This is a genomic window from Sphingomonas sp. Leaf412 (genome assembly GCF_001425405.1).
Lineage (GTDB): Bacteria > Pseudomonadota > Alphaproteobacteria > Sphingomonadales > Sphingomonadaceae > Sphingomonas.
Map to the genome: position 1 here is coordinate 275,309 of NZ_LMQP01000002.1, position 17,900 is coordinate 293,208.

A 17,900-nucleotide genomic window follows, 5' to 3' on the forward strand; every position below is an offset into this window, starting at 1 on the left:
GGCGGGGTTCGACGCGATGATGCAGGTCGCGAAGCGCTGGGCGGCGTCGCCGCGGTTGCGCGGGCTGGCGGCGCGGGTGCGGCGATAATCGCTCCCCTCCCGTTCGCGGGAGGGGTAGAGGATTTATGCAATGCACCTGATCGCCGATGCCATCGTCCTGTCGGTCCGCGCGCATGGCGAGCATGGGGCGGTCGTGCGCGCCTTCACGCGCGAGGACGGGGTGCAGCCGGGCTATGTCCGCGGTGGACATGCGCGACGGCTGCGGCCGGTGTTGCAGGCGGCGAACCTGGTCCGCGGCGAATGGCGCGCGCGGACCGGGGAACAGCTGGCGGCGCTGACCGTCGAGCTGCTGCACAGCCGCGCGCCGCTGCATCGCGAGCCGCTGGCCGCGGCGGCGCTGGAATGGGCGACCGCGCTGACCGCCGCCGCATTGCCCGAGGCGCAGCCCTATCCGCGGCTGCACGACGCATTGTCGGCGACGATCGACGCGGTGGAGGCGGCGCCGAGCGCGGCGGGATGGGCGGCGGCGCTGGCGCGGTACGAACTGCTGCTGCTGGCCGAACTGGGGTTCGGGCTGGACCTGTCGGCATGCGTCGCGACGGGGGACACCGACGACCTGGCCTTCGTCAGTCCGAAGAGCGGGGCGGCGGTCGGCGCGGCGGCGGCGGCGGGGTATGAGGCGCGGCTGTTCCCGCTGCCCGCGTTCCTGCTGCACGGCGGGGAGGCGGGGTGGCCGGACGTGATCGCCGCGCTGGCCATCACGGGGCATTTCCTGGCGCGCGACGTGCTGGTCGACCGGCGGCGCGATACGATGGCGGCGCGCGAACGGCTGGTGGCGCGGCTGCAACGCGCGGTTGCGTGAGCGCGCCGGGCGCGGCATGCGTCGCGGCCATGACGAAACTGATCGCAGTGCTGGCCGGGGACGGCATCGGACCCGAGGTGACGAACGCGGCGCGGCGGGTGCTCGACGCGCTGCGGCTGGATCTGTCGTTCGAGGAGGCGGCGGTCGGCGGCGCGGCCTATCGCGCGCACGGCCATCCGTTGCCCGCGGCGACGGTGGCGCTGGCGCAGCGCGCGGATGCGATCCTGTTCGGCGCGGTGGGGGATCCGGCGTTCGACGGCCTGGAACGGTCGCACCGGCCGGAACAGGCGATCCTGGGCCTGCGCAAGGCGTTGGCGACGTTCGCCAATCTTCGCCCGGCGAAGGGGTTTCCCGGGCTGGAGGATGCGTCCTCGCTGAAGCCAGAGATCGCGGGCGCGATCGACCTGGTGATCGTGCGCGAGTTGAACGGCGACGTGTATTTCGGCGACAAGGGGCGGCGGACGACCGACGCCGGGCGGCGCGAGGGCTACGACCTGATGCGGTATGACGAGGACGAGGTGCGCCGCATCGCGCATGTCGGCTTCCAGACCGCGGCGAAGCGGCGCGGCAGGCTGTGTTCGGTCGACAAGGCCAACGTGCTGGAAACGTCGCAATTGTGGCGCGACGTCGTGGTCGAGGTGTCGGCGGACTATCCCGCGGTGACGCTGACCCACATGTACGTCGACAATGCCGCGATGCAGCTGGTGCGCGATCCCGGCGCGTTCGACACGATCGTGACGGGCAATCTGTTCGGCGACATCCTGTCGGATCAGGCCAGCATGTGCGTGGGATCGATCGGGATGCTGCCGTCCGCCAGCCTCGATGCGAACGGCAAGGGGATGTACGAACCGATCCACGGCTCCGCCCCCGACATCGCCGGGCAGGGGAAGGCGAACCCGTGCGCCGCGATCCTGTCCGCGGCGATGATGCTGCGCCATTCGCTGGGCGAGGCGGCGGCGGCGGACCGGATCGAGGCGGCGGTGGCAGCGGCGGTGCGCGGCGGGGTCCGGACGCCCGACCTGGGCGGCACCGCGACGACCGTCGAGATGGCGGACGCGGTGCTGGCGGCGTTGTGACGACGCGCCGTTCCGACCTTCCCTCACCCTGTCGGCGCTGCGCGCCTCTTCCCTCTCCCGATGGGAGAGGGAGGGAGCGGCGCAGCCGCGGACGGGTGAGGGTAGGTCGGAACGCTCTCGACCGGCGCTGACATGCTCGACCTCGCCGTCGTCGTTCCGGTCTTCAACGAACGCGCGAATGTGGCCCTGCTTGTTGCGGCGCTCGACGCGGCGCTCGGCGATCGACGCTGGGAGGCGATCTTCGTCGACGACGACAGTCCGGACGGGACCGCGGACGCCGCGCGCGACCTGGCGCGGCGCGATCCGCGCGTGCGGGTGATCCAGCGGATCGGGCGCCGCGGCCTGTCGACCGCGTGTATCGAGGGGATGTGCGCCACCGCCGCGCCGCTGGTCGCGGTGATCGACGGCGACCTTCAGCATGACGAGGCGTTGCTGCCCGCGATGATGGCCGCGCTGGACGATCCGGCGGTGGACGTGGCGGTGGGCTCGCGCTTCGTCGCGGGCGGCAGCACCGGCGCGTGGGATCGCGACCGCGTGGCGAAGTCGGCGCTGGCGACGCGGCTGGCTCGACATGCGGCGCCGAAGGGCATGACCGATCCGATGAGCGGCTTCTTCATGATCCGCACCGCCGTCGTCCGCGCGCTCGTGCCGCGGCTGGGCGGGATCGGGTTCAAGATCCTGCTCGACATCCTGTCCGCCGGCCCGCGCCCGCTGCGGTTCGTGGAACTGCCCTACACCTTCCGCACGCGCACCGCGGGGGAGAGCAAGCTGGATCACGTCGTGGCGATGGAATATCTCATCGCCCTGTACGACCGGCGCTTCGGGCGGATCGTGCCGGTGCGGTTCGCGATGTTCTCCGCCATCGGGGCGCTGGGGACGGGGGTGCACATGGCGGTCCTCAGCCTCGCCTTCGTCCTGCTGGGCTGGCCGTTCGTCGCGGCGCAGGTGCTGGCGACGGTGGCGGCGATGACGTTCAACTTCTTCCTCAACAACACGCTGACCTATCGCGACCGGCGGTTGCGCGGGGGCCGCGCGCTGCTGGACGGGTGGGTGTCGTTCGCGCTGGTCTGTTCGGTCGGGGCGGTGGCGAACGTCGGCGTCGCGGCGTTCCTGCACGACGTCCGGCAGGGGGCGTGGGCGGCGTCGGCGCTGCTGGGGGTGCTGGTCGGCGCGGTGTGGAATTATGCGCTGTCGTCGCGGTTCACCTGGGGCCGCTACCGCTAGATCCAGCCGGCGAACCACGTCCAGCGGCGGAAGGCGCCCGGATCGGTCAGCGCCTGCGCGGTCAGGACGGGCAGGAAGTACAGCGCGGCGGCGAAGGCGGCGAGGACGACCGCCTCGTCCCACGGCCGCGCCCGCCGGTGATGCAGCGCGACCGCGATCGCGACGCACAGGAACACGCTGGCCGGATAATAATAATAATAGAATCCCAGCGACTTCGGGATCAGCGCGAATTGCGCCACCGCGAACGTCCACAGCAGCGCGGGCGCGAGCAGACGCCACGCCCCGGTCTTCACCCAGTCGCGGTAGAGCGCCGCGACCGCGACCAGCCCGCCCCACATCACCACCGGATTGCCGATCAGCAGGATGCCGCGCTGCGCCCCGTCCGCGGGCTCGTAAAGGTACCAGATCGGGCGCAGCAGCAGCGGCCACGTCCACCATTGCGACTGATAGGTGTGCGGGGGCAGGACCTGCTTCTGCCGCACGTACATCTCCCACTGCAACGGCAGGAGCGAGCGCCACGTCGTCGCGTCCTGCGCATACAGGAACGTCGGCAGGAACGTCGCGAAATAGGTCGCCACCGACACGCCCGCCAGCAACGCGAGCGCGGGGACGATGCGCAGCGACGGCCAGCGCGACGCATCCTCCCGCTTCAGCCGGACGAAGGCGGCGGCGGCGACCGCGACATAGGGCGCGGCGCCCCATTTGCACGCGGTGGCGAGGCCCAGGAGCATCGCGCCCGCGATCCACGCGCCCCGGCCCGGGCGCCGTATCGACCAGCCCAGGACGACGATGCCCCACAACAGGAACGCGAGCATGAACGTGTCCAGCATCGCGATCCGCGCCTGGACGTACACGGTGAAGCCCAGCAGCGTCAGGATCGCCGCGACGATGCCCGTGCGCACGTCGCGGGTCAGGACATGCGCCAGCGCGAACGCCCCCGCGATCGTCGCGCTGCCCGCCAGCGTGGACATGACGCGCCAGCCGAACGGATCGTCGCCGAACATCGCGATGCCCAGCGCGATCAGTTCCTTGGCCAGCGGCGGATGCTCGATATTCGCCGGGCCCGACAGCGCCAGCATCGCGCGCGCGGCGGGCAGGTAATGGATCTCGTCGAACACCGGGAGGTGAGGCACCGACAGGCGGATCAGGAAGATCGCCTCCGCCGCGATCGCGATCAGCAGCGCGACGAGATTAGGCCGGTTCATCATCCGCGACATCGATCACCCCAAAACCGTCACCCCGGACCTGATCCGGGGTCCATCGCGCCGCGCATCCGACGCCGTTGGTTCTGGGCACAATGGATGCCGGGTCAAGCCCGGCATGACGAAAGCGGGAAGGCTTGTCTCTCACCCGCCACGCAGGCAAAGCGTGCCCCATGAAGCGTCGCACCGGACAGGACCGATCGATCACCGCCGACTGGCGCCCCGCGACGCTCGCGGTGCGCGGCGGCACCGCGCGCAGCGAGTTCGGGGAGACGAGCGAGGCGCTGTTCCTCACCAGCGGCTACAGCTACGATTGCGCGGGCGACGCCGCGGCGCGCTTCGCGGGCGAGCAGCAGGGGATGACCTATTCCCGGCTCCAGAACCCCACGGTCGAGATGCTGGAACACCGCATCGCGCTGCTGGAGGGGGCGGAGGCGTGCCGGACGATGGCAACGGGCATGGCGGCGATGACCGCGGTGCTGCTGTGCCAGTTGCAGCAGGGCGACCATGTCGTCGCGGGCCGCGCGGCGTTCGGCTCGTGCCGCTGGCTGGTCGACACGCTGCTGCCCAAGTTCGGCATCGCCACCACCACGATCGACGCGCGCGATCCGCAGGCGTTCGCGGATGCGGCGCGCGCGGAAACCAAGGTCTTCTTCTTCGAAACCCCCGCCAACCCGACGATGGACGTCGTGGACCTGAAGGCGGTGTGCGACATCGCGCGCGAACGCGGCATCCGCAGCGTCGTCGACAATGCCTTCGCCACCCCCGCCTTGCAGCGGCCGATGGAGTTCGGCGCGGACGTCACGGCATATAGCGCGACGAAGATGATGGACGGGCAGGGCCGCGTCCTGGCGGGCGCGGTGTGCGGGAGCGAGGATTTCGTCACCAACACCCTGCTGCCCTTCACGCGCAACACCGGCCCGACATTGTCCGCGTTCAACGCGTGGGTGGTGCTGAAGGGGCTGGAGACGCTCGACCTGCGCATCCGGCGGCAGAGCGAGAATGCGCTGGCGGTCGGGCGTTTCCTGGAAGGGCGGGTGAAGCGGATGCTGCACCCCGGTCTGCCGAGCCACCCGCAGCACGACCTGGCGATGCGGCAGATGGACGCTTGCGGCCCGATCTTCGCGTTCGAGGTGGAGGATCGCGTGCAGGCACATGCGCTGCTCGATGCGCTGGCCTTGGTCGACATCTCGAACAACATCGGCGATTCGCGCTCCTTGATGACGCATCCCGCCTCCACCACGCATTACGGCGTGTCGGCGGAGGCGCGCGGCGAGATGGGCGTGACCGAGGGCCTGTTGCGGCTGAACGTCGGGCTGGAGGATCCCGCCGACGTGATCGAGGACCTGGACCAGGCGTTGCGGCAGGTCGGGCTTTGACTGCCGCGGGCATGATGGGGGCGCTGTTCCCGCATGCGGCGACGACCGACGGCGTGACGGTGCGCGTGTCGGCCAGCTATCTGGCCGAACAGTCCGAACCGGGGCGCGGGCGTTGGTTCTGGGCCTATCATATCCGGATCGAGAACGGGTCCGACGCCGCGGTGCAGCTGCTGACGCGCCACTGGGTCATCACCGACGGGCGCGGCGCGCGGCACAGCGTGGAGGGCGAGGGCGTCGTGGGCGAGCAGCCGATGATCGCGCCGGGCGCCAGCTACGATTACGTGTCGGGCTGTCCGCTGTCGACGCCGACCGGGGCGATGCAGGGCAGCTACCGCATGATCGCGGCGGACGGGCGCCGCTTCGACGTGGCGATCCCGCGCTTCGGGCTGAGCGCCCCGGCGGTGGCGGGATGATGGCGATGGGTTTTCGTCACCCCGGCGAACGCCGGGGTCTCGTGCCATCGGGCGCGCGGTCGCGGCGTGAGACCCCGGCGTTCGCCGGGATGACGGGGCGCGGCGCATGAAACGCACCCACCTTCCCCTGAACGGCCTGCGCGTGCTCGATGCGGCGGCGCGGCACCTGTCGTTCACGCGCGCGGCGGACGAACTGGCGGTGACCCCGGCCGCGGTGGGGCAGCAGATCCGCGCGCTGGAGGATACGCTGGGCGTCGTCCTGTTCCGCCGTACGACCCGCGGGCTGGAACTGACGAACGAGGGCGAGGCGGGGCTGACCGCGCTGCGCGACGGGTTCATGCAGTTCGAGGACGCCGTGCGCGCGATGCAGGCCGGACAGTCGAGCAAGGCGCTCGCCGTCGCCGCCCCGCGCGAGGTGATCGAGAAATGGCTGCTCCCGCGCCTTGCCGAGATCGCGGGGACGGACGCGGAACTGCGTTTTTCGCTGGTGACCGCGGACGACGGGCTGGACTTTACGGAGGCGAACCTGGACCTCGCGATCCGCTGGGGCGAGGGGCCCGGCGCGCTGGAGGGGGAGGCGATCGAGAGCGAGGGGCTGGTGACCGTCGCGGCGCCCGGCGGCGGTGCGCCGGGGGCGATCGGCTGGCCGGGCGGGCCGGACGGCGATGGTGCGGTGCGCGTCGGCGACGCGGGGCTGGCGATCGACGCCGCGGCCGCCGGGCTGGGGCGCGCGACGGTGCCCGAACTGCTGGCGACGCGCGACATCGCGGCGGGACGGATCGTGATGGTGGGCGCGGCGGAGCCGTCCCGCTTCGGCTACTGGCTGGTCGCCCCGACGCCGCAATGGCGCCAACGCAAGGTGCAGGCACTGGTGGAGGCGCTGGGGGGATGAGCGCGCTGCCGGTGTTGACGAGCGCGCGGCTGGTGCTGCGCGCGCGGACCCCGGACGATGCCGAGGCACTGTTCGCGACGATGTCCGACGCCGATGCGATGCGCTGGTGGTCCAGCGCGCCGGTTGCGACGGTGGACGAGCTGCGCGATCAGTTCACCACCTCCGATGCGCGGTCCGGCTGGCGCGCGTGGTCGATCGTGCGTGCCGGGACCGATCGTGCGATCGGCTTCGTCGCGGCGGGCGAGAAGCGGCAGGGCGGGGTGAGCGAGCTGGGCTATCTGCTCGCGCGCGAGGCGTGGAGGCAGGGCATCGCGGGGGAGGCGGTGTCGGCGCTGATCGACCGTTTGTTCGCGGAAGGCCAGCGGCGGGTCTTCGCGGACACCGATCCGGAGAATGCCGGCTCCAACGCGTTGCTGGCGCGGCTGGGCTTCGCTCGCGAGGGGTTGCTGCGCGGCGAATGGGAAACGCACATCGGCGTACGCGACAGCGTGATCTGGGGATTGCTGCGAGACGAGTGGCGACGCGCCGGGACGCCCATGCGTCAGCCAGCCGCCATGATCGGACCACCATCGCTGGTGCCCGAACTGGATGTAGCCGACATCGCACTGTCGAAGACGATCTATCGGACGGTATTCGGGTTCGACCTGCTGATCGAGCGGGTGGAGGAAGCGTTTGCCTATCTGGCGATCGGTGGCGCCCACGTCATGATGCAGCAAGTTGACGGGCCGGGTCGTCGGTTCAGGACGGCTCCCATGGAGGTTCCCTTCGGACGCGGCGTCAACTTCCAAATCGCCGTTCGCGACGTCGACTTCGTTCACGAACGGGTGCTTCGATCCGGGTTGTCGATCGAAATCGGGCTTGAGGAACGCTGGTACCGACAGGGCGACTTGGAGCAGGGGAACCGGCAGTTCGTGGTCGCCGACCCGGACGGTTATTTGCTGCGCTTCTACCAGGACATCGGCGTTCGTCCGGTCCGGGTCCAATCGGATCCGACGGCATGATCGCGCCTGACCTCACTGGTGATGCCGCAGCGACGAAAGTTGGCAGAGGCGTGACCGGGGACTGATGCGGCGACGGCCGTGAACGACTGTCCTACACGCCCCCGACCTGTCATCCTTTCGGCCGCTCTTTCTTATGCCCGATCCCGACCCCGCACCCCTGCGTCCGACGTTGAAAAAACGCGCCGGCGCCTCAACATTCGCAACATTCGCGCCCCCGCACGCCTCAGCTCTTCAGCTTCCATCCGCTCCGCAGCAGCGCGTAGCACAGGCCCGCCAGCACGATATCCAGTACCAGGATCACCACGCTGCCCAGCAATACCGGCGAATCGGCGGTGCCCAGGAAGCCGTAGCGGAAGCCGGAGATGATGTAGAAGAACGGGTTCGCATGGCTGAACGCGCGGAATGCGGGCGCCAGATGGTCGACCGAATAGAAGGTGCCCGACAGAAGCGTCAGCGGCGCGATGACGAAATTCGTGACCGCGGCGGCATGGTCGAACTTCTCCGCCCAGATCGACGTCAGCACGCCCGCGAGCGCGAGGAAGGTCGCGCCCAGCAGCCCGAACCACAGCACCGCCAGCGGATGCCGCGGCACGATGTGGACGCCCGGCCACAGCAGCATCGCCAGCCACACCGCGCCCCCGACGCAAAAAGCGCGCGTCACCGCCCCGCCGGTCAGCGCGGCGAGCAGTTCGGCGGTCGACAGGGGGGGCTGGAGATAGTCGACGATCGTGCCCTGGATCTTGCCGACCAGCAGCGAGAAGCTGGCATTGGCGAACGCGTTCTGGAGCATCCCCATGATGATGAGGCCCGGCGCGACGAAATCGGCGAAGGCGACAGTTTCCCCGCCCACGCGCACCGGGCTGCGCGCGCCGTTGGCGACGGTGAAGATGACGAGGAAGAGCAACGTCGTGATCGCGGGCGCCCACACGGTCTGAAGCTGCACCTTGAAGAAACGGCGCACCTCCTTCACATAGAGGGTCTTCAGGCCGCCCCAGTTGACGTTCCGGATCACCGGGACGCCGGGGGCGTTTCTGATCGCCGACTGGATTTCGCCGATGGGGGGCTGGCTGCTCATGGCCTGCGGGTAACCGCTGGCGACGTGAGCCGCAATGGGGCCCGCACCGGCCACGCTTGAGGAAACGCACGCATGTCATGGACCGAGGAGCGGATCGGAACGCTCAGGACGATGTGGGAGGGCGGCCAGACCGCCAGCCAGATCGCCGAGGCGCTGGGCGGGGTCAGCCGCAACGCCGTCATCGGCAAGGCGCATCGCCTGGGCCTGCAATCGCGGCCGTCGCCCGTGGTCAGCAAGGAGGAGGCGAAGGCCGCCGCCGAGCGCGAGAAGCAGGCGCAGGCTGCCGCCGCCGTCGCCAGCCCGCCGCCCGAGCCCGAAGCGACGCCCGCGCCTGCGCCGGTGCCACCCGCGCCCGTCCCCGCTGCGCCCGCGCCCACTGCGGTCGAGGCGCCCGTGCACGCTGCACCCGTCGAACCGGGTCCGGTCGAGGCGGATGACGAGGACGAGGACGACGACGCGGCGGTGGAGACGGTCGCGCCCAAGCCTGCACCGAAGCCGGAAATGGTCATGCGCTCGGTCGGTCCGGGCGGTTTCGTGCGCCAGTCCCCCGGCGAGCAGGCCCCGCCGAGCACGCCCGCCCCGCCGCGCCGGCTGGTGCCCGCGCGCACCGCGCCCGAATATGCCGACAAGACCTCGCTGCTCGATCTGAGCGACAAGATCTGCAAATGGCCGCTCGGCCATCCGGGCGAGCCCGACTTCCATTTCTGCGGCGAGAAGGTGAATCCCGGTTTCCCCTATTGCGTGCAGCATTGCGGCCATGCGTACCAGGCGCAGCTCCCCCGCCGCGACCGCCGCGCCCCGCCGATCCCGTTCGGTGGCCCCCGCGCGCGGTAGGGTTGCGGCTGCTGCCTGCCGATCGGACTTCGCTGTTGGTGAGACCGGCACGACACAGGTTTCCGTCATGCCGGGCTAGTCCCGGCATCCATCGCGCCGCGAGTACATCGGTGTCTGCTCTCGCGGCACGATGGACCCCGGAACAGGTCCGGGGTGACGGCGTGGTGGTGGCTACCGGTCCGAACTTCGCGAATGTCCCGCCCGCGCCGGGTGGCACATGTGCCCCGCTGGCCTTGGCGCCCGTGCTGGGCTAACGCGCGCGCACCGCTTCCTCCCGCATTCCCGGACCGATCCCTTGGCAAATCCGCTCGACACGATCCGCAACTTCTCGATCATCGCGCATATCGACCACGGCAAATCGACGCTGGCCGACCGGTTGATCCAGCGTACCGGCGGGCTGACCGAGCGCGAGATGAGCGCGCAGGTGCTCGACAACATGGATATCGAGAAGGAACGCGGCATCACCATCAAGGCGCAGACCGTGCGCCTGGAATGGAAGGGCCATGTCCTGAACCTGATGGACACGCCCGGCCACGTCGATTTCGCCTATGAGGTGTCGCGCAGCCTGGCGGCGTGCGAGGGGGCGCTGCTGGTGGTCGATGCGGCGCAGGGGGTGGAGGCGCAGACGCTCGCCAACGTCTATCAATCGATCGAGCACGATCACGAGATCCTGCCCGTCATCAACAAGATCGACCTGCCCGCCGCGGAACCCGAGCGGGTGCGGCAGGAGATCGAGGACGTCATCGGCATCGACGCCAGCTACGCCGTGCTGGCGAGCGCCAAGTCCGGTATCGGGATCGAGGAGATCCTCGACGCGATCGTGGAGCGGATCCCGGCGCCGAAGGGGGATGCGACCGCGCCGTTGAAGGCGATGCTGGTCGATTCGTGGTACGATCCGTATCTGGGCGTCGTCATCCTCGTCCGCGTCATCGACGGCGTGCTGAAGAAGGGCCAGCAGGTCAGCTTCATGCAGGCGGGCACGACGCATCTGGTCGACCGCGTCGGATGCTTCCGGCCGAAGATCGAGCAGCTTGCCGACCTCGGCCCCGGCGAGATCGGTTTCATCACCGCGCAGATCAAGGACGTGGCGCAGGCGCGCGTCGGCGACACGCTGACCGATACGAAGCGCCCCGCGACGGAAGCGCTGCCGGGATTCAAGGAGGTCCAGCCGGTCGTCTTCTGCGGGCTGTTCCCCGTCGATGCCAACGACTTCGAGAAACTGCGCGAGAGCATTTCGCGGCTGCGGCTGAACGATGCCAGCTTCAGTTTCGAGATGGAGACGAGCGCGGCGCTGGGCTTCGGCTTCCGCTGCGGCTTCCTGGGCCTGCTGCATCTGGAGATCATCCAGGAGCGGCTGACGCGCGAATACGACCTCGACCTCATCACCACCGCACCCAGCGTGGTGTATCAGATCGAACTGGCGCACAACGCCGGGCATATCGAGCTGCACAATCCCGCGGACATGCCCGATCCGAACAAGATCGCGATGATCGCGGAGCCGTGGATCGAGGCGACGATCTACGTCCCCGACGAATATCTCGGCAGCATCCTGAAGCTGTGCCAGGACCGGCGCGGGATCCAGAAGAACCTGACCTATGTCGGCGGTCGCGCGCAGGCGACGTACGAATTGCCGCTGAACGAAGTGGTATTCGATTTCTACGACCGGCTGAAATCGCTGTCGAAGGGCTATGCCAGCTTCGACTATCACCAGATCGGCTATCGCGACGGCGACCTAGTGAAGATGGCGATCCTGGTGAACGAGGAGCCGGTCGACGCGCTCAGCATGATCGTCCACCGCGGCACCGCGGAAACGCGCGGGCGCGGCATGTGCGAGCGGTTGAAGGAGCTGATCCCGCGGCACCTGTTCAAGATCCCGATCCAGGCGGCGATCGGCGGCAAGGTGATCGCGCGCGAGACCATCAGCGCGATGCGCAAGGACGTGACCGCCAAATGCTACGGCGGCGACGCGACGCGGAAGAAGAAGCTGCTGGAGAAGCAGAAGAAGGGGAAGCTGAAGATGCGCGAATACGGCAGCGTCAGCATCCCGCAGGAGGCGTTCATCGCGGCGTTGCGGATGGGCGACGACGGATAGCGACGGGTCGATGGTTCGGGTTGCCTCCCCTGCGATGGCCGGGAGGTGCCGCTCCATGCGTGGCCGCCCGGCCCCCTTGTGCTCCCGCGAAGGCGGGAGCCCAGACTGGGTCCCCGCCTTCGCGGGGACACAAGCGGCGGTGAAGTTCGCGGGCGGTGCGGCAGAAACGAGTCCGGGGTGACGATCGCTCGGGGCTGCCGTATCGACAGCAGGGAGATCGTCGGACGCGATCCGGCATGGAGGCAGAACGTGACCCGACTGATCCACCTCCTCGCCGCCCTTCTGTTTCTCGCCACCCCCGCCGCCGCGCAACGCAAGGCGCCGCTCGTCCTCGCTGCCGCCAGTTTGCAGGAAGCCATGACCGACGCCGCCGACGCGTGGGCGAAGGAAGGGCATGCGCGACCGGTGGTGTCGTTCGCGGCGTCGTCGGCACTGGCGCGGCAGGTGATCGCGGGGGCGCCCGCGGACCTGTTCGTTTCCGCCGATGCGGATTGGATGGATGCGGTGGCGGCCAGGGGGCTGATCGTGCCGGGGACGCGCGCGGTGATGGCGCGCAACCGACTGGTCGTCGTCGGTGCGCCAGCGTCGCGGACGCTGGGATCAGTGCGCGGGGCGGCGCTGGTGCGCCTGCTCGGCGCCGGGCCGCTGGCGATGGCCGATCCGGACAGCGTGCCCGCCGGGAAGTACGGGCGTGCGGCGCTGATGCGGCTGGGCGCGTGGGGCGGGGTCGCGCCGCGCGTCGTGCGGGCCGAGAATGTGCGTGCGGCATTGGCGCTCGTCCAGCGGGGCGCTGCGCCCTATGCCGTCGTCTATGCCACCGATGCCCGCGCGGCGCCCGGCATCCGCGTGGCGGGCGTCTTCCCCGCCGCCAGCCATGCGCCGATCGTCTATCCCGTCGCGCGCCTGACCGCCGCGACCACCGCGGAGGCGGAAGGGTTCCGCCGGTTCCTGCTGTCGCCGCGCGGGCAGGCGATCCTGGCGCGGCGCGGGTTCGAGCGCCGCTGATGGACGACCTGTCCGGTGTGATCCGCCTGTCGCTGCTGGTGGGGGGCGTCGCCACCGCGGCAGCCTTGCCGGTTGCGTTCGCGCTGGCGTGGATATTGGCGCGATGGCGCTTCCCCGGGAAGGTGGTGCTGGACGCGGTCATCCATCTGCCGTTGGTCGTGCCGCCGGTGGTGACGGGTTGGGTGCTGCTGCTCGCCTTCGCCCCCGCCGGGCCGCTGGGGCGAATGCTGGAGGCGGCGTTCGGGGCGAGCGTCCTGTTCCGCTGGACCGGCGCGGCGATCGCGGCGGGCGTCATGGCGCTGCCGCTGATGGTCCGCGCGATGCGGTTGTCGATCGAGGCGGTCGACGTGCGGCTGGAGCAGGCGGCGCGGACGCTGGGGGCGTCGCGCTGGCGCGCCTATGCCACCGTCACGGTCCCGCTGGCGCTGCCGGGTGTGCTGGCGGGCACGGTGCTGGGCTTCGCGCGATCCCTGGGGGAGTTCGGGGCGACGATCACCTTCGTATCGAACGTGCCGGGGGAGACCCAGACGCTGCCGCTGGCGATCTACGCCGCGTTGCAGCGACCCGATGGCGAGGCGTTGGTCTGGCGGCTCGCGGCGGTGTCGGTCGCGATCAGCCTGGCCGCGCTGGTCGCGTCGGAGGCGCTGGCACGCCGCGCGGGGAGGGGCGTCCGTGTCCTTTGACGTCGACCTGTGGACGCGCCGCGGCGCGCGCGATGTGGGTGTTCGCTTCGTCGCGGGGGACGGCGTGACCATCCTGTTCGGGCCGTCGGGCGCGGGAAAGACAAGTGTGCTGGACATGATCGCGGGACTGTTGCGTCCCGCGCGCGGGCATGTGCGGGTCGGCGGGCGGACGCTGTTCGATGCGTCGGCGGGCGTGGATCTGCCGCCCGAGGCGCGGCGCGCCGGTTACGTCTTCCAGGAGGCGCGGCTGTTTCCGCACCGGCGGGTGCGCGCGAATCTGTTGTACGGGGCGGACGGCGACGCACGGCTGGCGGAGCTGGCGGGGACGCTGGACATCGCGCACCTGCTCGATCGCTGGCCGCGGTCGCTGTCGGGGGGCGAGGCGAAGCGCGTGGCGATCGGGCGCGCGTTGTTGCGTGAGCCCGACTTCCTGTTGCTGGACGAACCCCTGTCGTCGCTGGACACGGCACGGCGCGAGGAAGCGATGCGGGCGATCGAGCGCGTACGCGATATCGCGAAGCTGCCGATCCTTCTCGTGACGCACGATGCGGGCGAGGCGGCGCGGCTGGGGGAGCGAGTGATCGAGGTCGGGTGAGGGATTGCGCCGGCGGTCGGGCGTGGCATGATGCCGCGATGCGGCGCGCTATCTTTTTCCTTGCAGGCGGCAGATGGGGGCTCCGCGTGCTGCCGGTCGTGCTTTTCGCGGCGATCGTCCTGCTGCGCGCGCCCGCGGTGCTGGCGTTTCCGCACGAGACGACGATCGGGCGGACGCGCATTCTGTCGGATCGGCCGATCGGTCCCGGCATCCACGCGGTCATCGATCGGGCCGACCGGTTGCTGCGGGCCAGTCCGCTGCACGATCCGGCGATGTCGCGGCAGGTCGTGCTGACCGACGGCGGCTGGCGGTGGCGCGTTCTGGCGGCGGGCTATGGCAATGCAGTGGCGTTGCGGCGACCGTTGTCCGACGTGCTGCTGTTCAATCGCAGCGATATCGCGGCGGATCGCGTCAGCAACGGTGCCTCGCTCGGCGGCACGCGCACCTTGTCGGGGACGATCGCGCACGAAACCGTGCATCTGCTGGTCGCGCGGCGCTTCGGCGAAGTGCATTCGGCGCGGCTCCCGGCGTGGAAGCGGGAGGGATATGCCGACTTCGTGGCCGGGGAGACGAGCGTCGACCCGCGGGACGAGGCGCGTATCCGCGCGATCGATCCTGCCGCGGGCGTCTTGCTGTATTACGACGCGCGGCGTCGGGTTGCGGCCGAACTGCGCGCGAACGGTGGCTCCGTCGGGGAGTTGCTGGGCGACTAGGGAGGGGGCTGACATGACCGTGTTCGAACAGGTCCATGCCATGTTGCGCGCGATCATGCTGGCGTCCGCTGCCGACCAGTCGGTGACACGCGACGAGCCGGGCGACCTGATCGTCCGGACGAACGCCATGGACGAAAAGGGGCAATCCGGCTGGTTCGGGACGGTGACGATCCGGAAAAGCTACGTCGCCTATCACCTGATGCCGCTGTACGACGCGCCCGATCTGGCGGCGGACCTGTCGCCGGGATTGCGGAAGCGCCGGCAGGGGAAGACGTGCTTCAACTTCACGCGTCCGGACGACGCATTGTTCGCCGAACTCGCCGCATTGACCGCTGGCGCCCGCGGCACGCTACCGTGATGCGGGCGCGGCAGGTTACGTCACCGCGGCTTTCAGCCGGTCGACCAGGTCGGTCTTTTCCCAGGTGAACAGGTCGCCCTCCGGCTCGCGACCGAAGTGGCCGTAGGCGGCGGTCTTCGAATAGATCGGCGCGTTCAGCTTCAGGTGTTCGCGGATGCCCTTGGGCGTGAGGCGCACGAGCTGCGGCAGCGCCGCCTCCAGCTTCGCTTCCTCGACCGTGCCGGTGCCGTGCAGGTCGACGTACACCGACAGCGGTTCCGCGATGCCGATGGCGTAGGAAAGCTGGATCGTGCAGCGGCGGGCGAGGCCGGCGGCCACCACGTTCTTCGCCAGATAGCGTGCGACATAGGCCGCCGAACGGTCGACCTTCGTCGGATCCTTGCCGCTGAACGCGCCGCCGCCGTGGGGCGCCGCGCCGCCATAGGTGTCGACGATGATCTTGCGCCCGGTCAGGCCCGCGTCGCCGTCAGGCCCGCCGATCTCGAACTGGCCGGTGGGGTTGATGTACACCTTCGTCGCGTCGTCGATGAAACCGTCGGGCAGGACGTCGCGGAACACGCCCATGACATAGTCGCGCAGGACGGCGTATTTCGCCGCGTCGGCGTTGTCGCCCTTCTCGCAATAGCCGGGAGCGTGCTGCGTCGAGACGACGAGCGCGGTGGCCTTCACCGGCAGTTCGTTCTCGTAATGCAGCGTCACCTGGCTCTTGGCGTCCGGCTCCAGGAACGGGGCGGCGCCGGAGTGGCGATCCGCGGCCATGCGCTCCAGGATCTTGTGGCTGTAATACAGCGTGGCGGGCATCAGGCCGGGCGTCTCGTCGGTGGCGTAACCGAACATGATGCCTTGGTCGCCCGCGCCCTCGTCCTTGTTGCCGCTTTCGTCCACACCCATCGCGATGTGCGCGGACTGGCCGTGCAGGTTGTTCTGAAACGTGAATTCGTTCCAGTGGAAGCCCGACTGGGCGTAGCCGATGCGCTTCACGGTGGCGCGGACGGTCGCCTCGATCTCCGCCTCGATCCCGGGCGCCCACGCGCCGTTCTCGTACACGCCCTTGCCGCGGACTTCGCCCGCCAGCACGACCAGCTGCGTGGTCGTCAGCGTCTCGCACGCGACGCGTGCTTCGGGATCCTTGGACAGGAAAAGGTCGACGATGGAATCGGAAATCTGGTCGGCGACCTTGTCGGGATGGCCTTCGGATACCGATTCGGACGTGAAGAGGAAGGACTGGCGCATGCAGGCTCCGGCAGGTGAGATAACGATATAAAGATAGCTTTATGTCGTCTCTACCGCGCCCGCCGCCGCAAGGCAATCGCCGCTGATATCAGCAGCGCGACGACGATCCCGGCCGCCCAATTGCCGAGGCGCGAGAACAGGGTAGGGGGATGGGCGGGGGGAAGCGGGACGTCGATCGCGCCGGCGAGCCGGTGCCCCACCTTTGCCACGATCGAGCCGTCCGCGGCGATCACGGCGGAGACGCCGTTTGGGGTCGCATGGACCAGCGGCAAGCCTTCCTCAATTGCGCGCATCCGCCCCTGCTGCACGAACTGCGGGGAACCCCACGTGCCGAACCAGGCATCGTTCGATGGATTGAAGATAAGGCGCGGCCTGTGCGCGGGATCGATCAATTTGCCAGAGAAGATGATCTCGTAGCAGATCTGCACCCCGATCGCGCCGAACCCCGGCACGTCGATCGTGCGCGGGCCGGGGCCGGGCAGATAGTCCATCTCGCCCGGGACGAGCCGCGCGAGGCCGAGCGGCTTCAACAGCCACGGCATCGGCAGATATTCGCCGTACGGGACCAGATGCGCCTTGTCATAGCGCGCGCGGATGCGGCGCTGCGCATCGAGGACGAACACCGAATTGGTCGCCGCGACCAGATTGCCCGCCGCGTCGAAGCGTAGCGCGTCCCCGCCCGTCATCAGCACGTCGCGCGGCCCCAGCACCGACGCCAGCCGCGCGCGCGTCAGCCACGGGCTGGTCGCGCCATAGGCCCATATCGGATAGTCCGTCTCCAGCAGGTCGCGCATCACGCCCTCCGGCCACAGCACGAGCCGTGGGGCCGGACCGGGACGGCCGGACAGCCGCGTCAGGCGGGCGAGCATCATCGCCTGGTCGCTCTCGCCACGCTGATCCTGCGGCACGTTGGGCTGCACGACGACGAGGCGTGGGCTGGCCGGATCGGCTGGTATTGGCGTCTCGCCGCCGGTGCGGACCACCTGCACGGCCAGCAACGCCATCAACGCCACCGCGAGCGGCCAGCGGCGACGCGTTGCCAGCAACAGGATCGCGCCCGCGGCGACCATCATCAGCCCCGACAGCGCATAGGTGCCGATATCGCGCCCCAGCAACGCGACATCGTCGATCGGCAGGCCGAGCCATGCCACGCCCAGCGGATCCCAGGCATAGCCGGTGAAGACCCAGCTGCGCAGCCATTCGCTGACGATCCAGGCCGCGGCGAACAGCAATATCCATGCGGTGTCTAAGACGGGGCGTCGT

The 17,900-nt window shown here is 69.7% G+C and carries 18 protein-coding genes; 14 read left to right on the plus strand and 4 right to left on the minus strand.

All coding sequences use genetic code 11. From position 1 onward, the window contains the following. Nucleotides 1-130: 130 nt before the first annotated feature. The 3 genes from recO (at nt 131) to ASG29_RS05755 (ending at nt 3,162) form a co-directional block, all read left to right on the plus strand. Entirely contained in the window at nt 131-862 is a 732-nt protein-coding gene (gene recO / locus ASG29_RS05745) for a DNA repair protein RecO (protein ID WP_055981545.1), read from the plus strand. A gap of 29 nt (nt 863-891) precedes the next feature. Then, a complete protein-coding gene (leuB, locus tag ASG29_RS05750; RefSeq protein ID WP_055982287.1) occupies nt 892-1,938 on the plus strand; it encodes a 3-isopropylmalate dehydrogenase in 1,047 nt (348 codons plus the stop codon). A 132-nt stretch (nt 1,939-2,070) separates the two neighbouring features. Beyond that, the gene (locus ASG29_RS05755; protein ID WP_055981548.1) at nt 2,071-3,162 is read left to right on the plus strand and encodes a glycosyltransferase; all 1,092 of its coding nucleotides are present in this window, start codon (nt 2,071-2,073) and stop codon (nt 3,160-3,162) included. On the opposite strand, the gene ASG29_RS05760 is transcribed toward ASG29_RS05755, so the two are convergent. Next, nucleotides 3,159-4,379 (minus strand): glycosyltransferase family 39 protein, encoded by a 1,221-nt coding sequence (locus ASG29_RS05760; protein ID WP_055981551.1) that lies wholly within the window; start codon nt 4,377-4,379, stop codon nt 3,159-3,161. The genes ASG29_RS05755 and ASG29_RS05760 overlap by 4 nt on opposite strands. Before the next feature lie 158 nt (nt 4,380-4,537). On the opposite strand from ASG29_RS05760, the gene ASG29_RS05765 reads away from it, so the two are divergent. The 4 genes from ASG29_RS05765 to ASG29_RS17780 all read left to right on the plus strand — a co-directional run bounded on the left by ASG29_RS05765 (nt 4,538) and on the right by ASG29_RS17780 (nt 8,049). After that, on the plus strand, nt 4,538-5,743 hold the full coding sequence (locus tag ASG29_RS05765; protein WP_055981554.1) for a trans-sulfuration enzyme family protein: 1,206 nt from the start codon (nt 4,538-4,540) through the stop codon (nt 5,741-5,743). Between the two features lie 14 nt (nt 5,744-5,757). After that, nucleotides 5,758-6,156 carry a Co2+/Mg2+ efflux protein ApaG gene (apaG, locus tag ASG29_RS05770; RefSeq protein WP_055982290.1) on the plus strand — a complete coding sequence of 133 codons (399 nt, stop codon included), beginning with the start codon at nt 5,758-5,760 and terminating at the stop codon, nt 6,154-6,156. 106 nt (nt 6,157-6,262) lie between these two features. Beyond that, on the plus strand, nt 6,263-7,048 hold the full coding sequence (locus tag ASG29_RS05775; RefSeq protein ID WP_055981557.1) for a LysR family transcriptional regulator: 786 nt from the start codon (nt 6,263-6,265) through the stop codon (nt 7,046-7,048). Then, nucleotides 7,045-8,049 (plus strand): GNAT family N-acetyltransferase, encoded by a 1,005-nt coding sequence (locus ASG29_RS17780; RefSeq protein ID WP_200932374.1) that lies wholly within the window; start codon nt 7,045-7,047, stop codon nt 8,047-8,049. The genes ASG29_RS05775 and ASG29_RS17780 overlap by 4 nt, the downstream gene beginning before the upstream one ends. 223 nt (nt 8,050-8,272) lie before the next feature. On the opposite strand, the gene ASG29_RS05790 is transcribed toward ASG29_RS17780, so the two are convergent. Beyond that, nucleotides 8,273-9,124 carry an ABC transporter permease gene (locus tag ASG29_RS05790; RefSeq protein WP_055981560.1) on the minus strand — a complete coding sequence of 284 codons (852 nt, stop codon included), beginning with the start codon at nt 9,122-9,124 and terminating at the stop codon, nt 8,273-8,275. A 72-nt stretch (nt 9,125-9,196) separates the two neighbouring features. Between ASG29_RS05790 and ASG29_RS05795 the strand changes: the two genes are divergently transcribed. The 7 genes from ASG29_RS05795 to ASG29_RS05825 all read left to right on the plus strand — a co-directional run bounded on the left by ASG29_RS05795 (nt 9,197) and on the right by ASG29_RS05825 (nt 15,404). Next, entirely contained in the window at nt 9,197-9,958 is a 762-nt protein-coding gene (locus tag ASG29_RS05795) for a GcrA family cell cycle regulator (protein ID WP_055981563.1), read from the plus strand. A 295-nt stretch (nt 9,959-10,253) separates the two neighbouring features. Next, entirely contained in the window at nt 10,254-12,050 is a 1,797-nt protein-coding gene (gene lepA, locus ASG29_RS05800) for a translation elongation factor 4 (RefSeq protein WP_055981566.1), read from the plus strand. Nucleotides 12,051-12,299: 249 nt separating this feature from the next. Continuing rightward, nucleotides 12,300-13,055, plus strand: a complete 756-nt coding sequence (gene modA / locus ASG29_RS05805; RefSeq protein WP_082515777.1) for a molybdate ABC transporter substrate-binding protein — start codon at nt 12,300-12,302, stop codon at nt 13,053-13,055. Next, nucleotides 13,055-13,738, plus strand: coding sequence for a molybdate ABC transporter permease subunit (gene modB, locus ASG29_RS05810; protein ID WP_055981570.1), 684 nt, complete (start codon nt 13,055-13,057; stop codon nt 13,736-13,738). Before modA ends, modB begins: the two co-directional genes overlap by 1 nt. After that, nucleotides 13,728-14,333, plus strand: coding sequence for an ATP-binding cassette domain-containing protein (locus ASG29_RS05815; protein ID WP_055981572.1), 606 nt, complete (start codon nt 13,728-13,730; stop codon nt 14,331-14,333). The genes modB and ASG29_RS05815 overlap by 11 nt, the downstream gene beginning before the upstream one ends. An 86-nt stretch (nt 14,334-14,419) precedes the next feature. Further along, a complete protein-coding gene (locus ASG29_RS05820) occupies nt 14,420-15,046 on the plus strand; it encodes a hypothetical protein (protein WP_055981576.1) in 627 nt (208 codons plus the stop codon). 13 nt (nt 15,047-15,059) lie between these two features. Next, nucleotides 15,060-15,404, plus strand: a complete 345-nt coding sequence (locus tag ASG29_RS05825) for a hypothetical protein (protein WP_055981578.1) — start codon at nt 15,060-15,062, stop codon at nt 15,402-15,404. Nucleotides 15,405-15,419: 15 nt separating this feature from the next. Here the strand turns inward: ASG29_RS05825 and metK are convergent, their stop codons facing one another. Then, a complete protein-coding gene (gene metK / locus ASG29_RS05830) occupies nt 15,420-16,637 on the minus strand; it encodes a methionine adenosyltransferase (protein ID WP_055981581.1) in 1,218 nt (405 codons plus the stop codon). Between the two features lie 50 nt (nt 16,638-16,687). Beyond that, on the minus strand, nt 16,688-17,900 hold a 1,213-nt coding region (gene lnt, locus ASG29_RS05835), incomplete at its 5' end, for an apolipoprotein N-acyltransferase (RefSeq protein WP_235532793.1).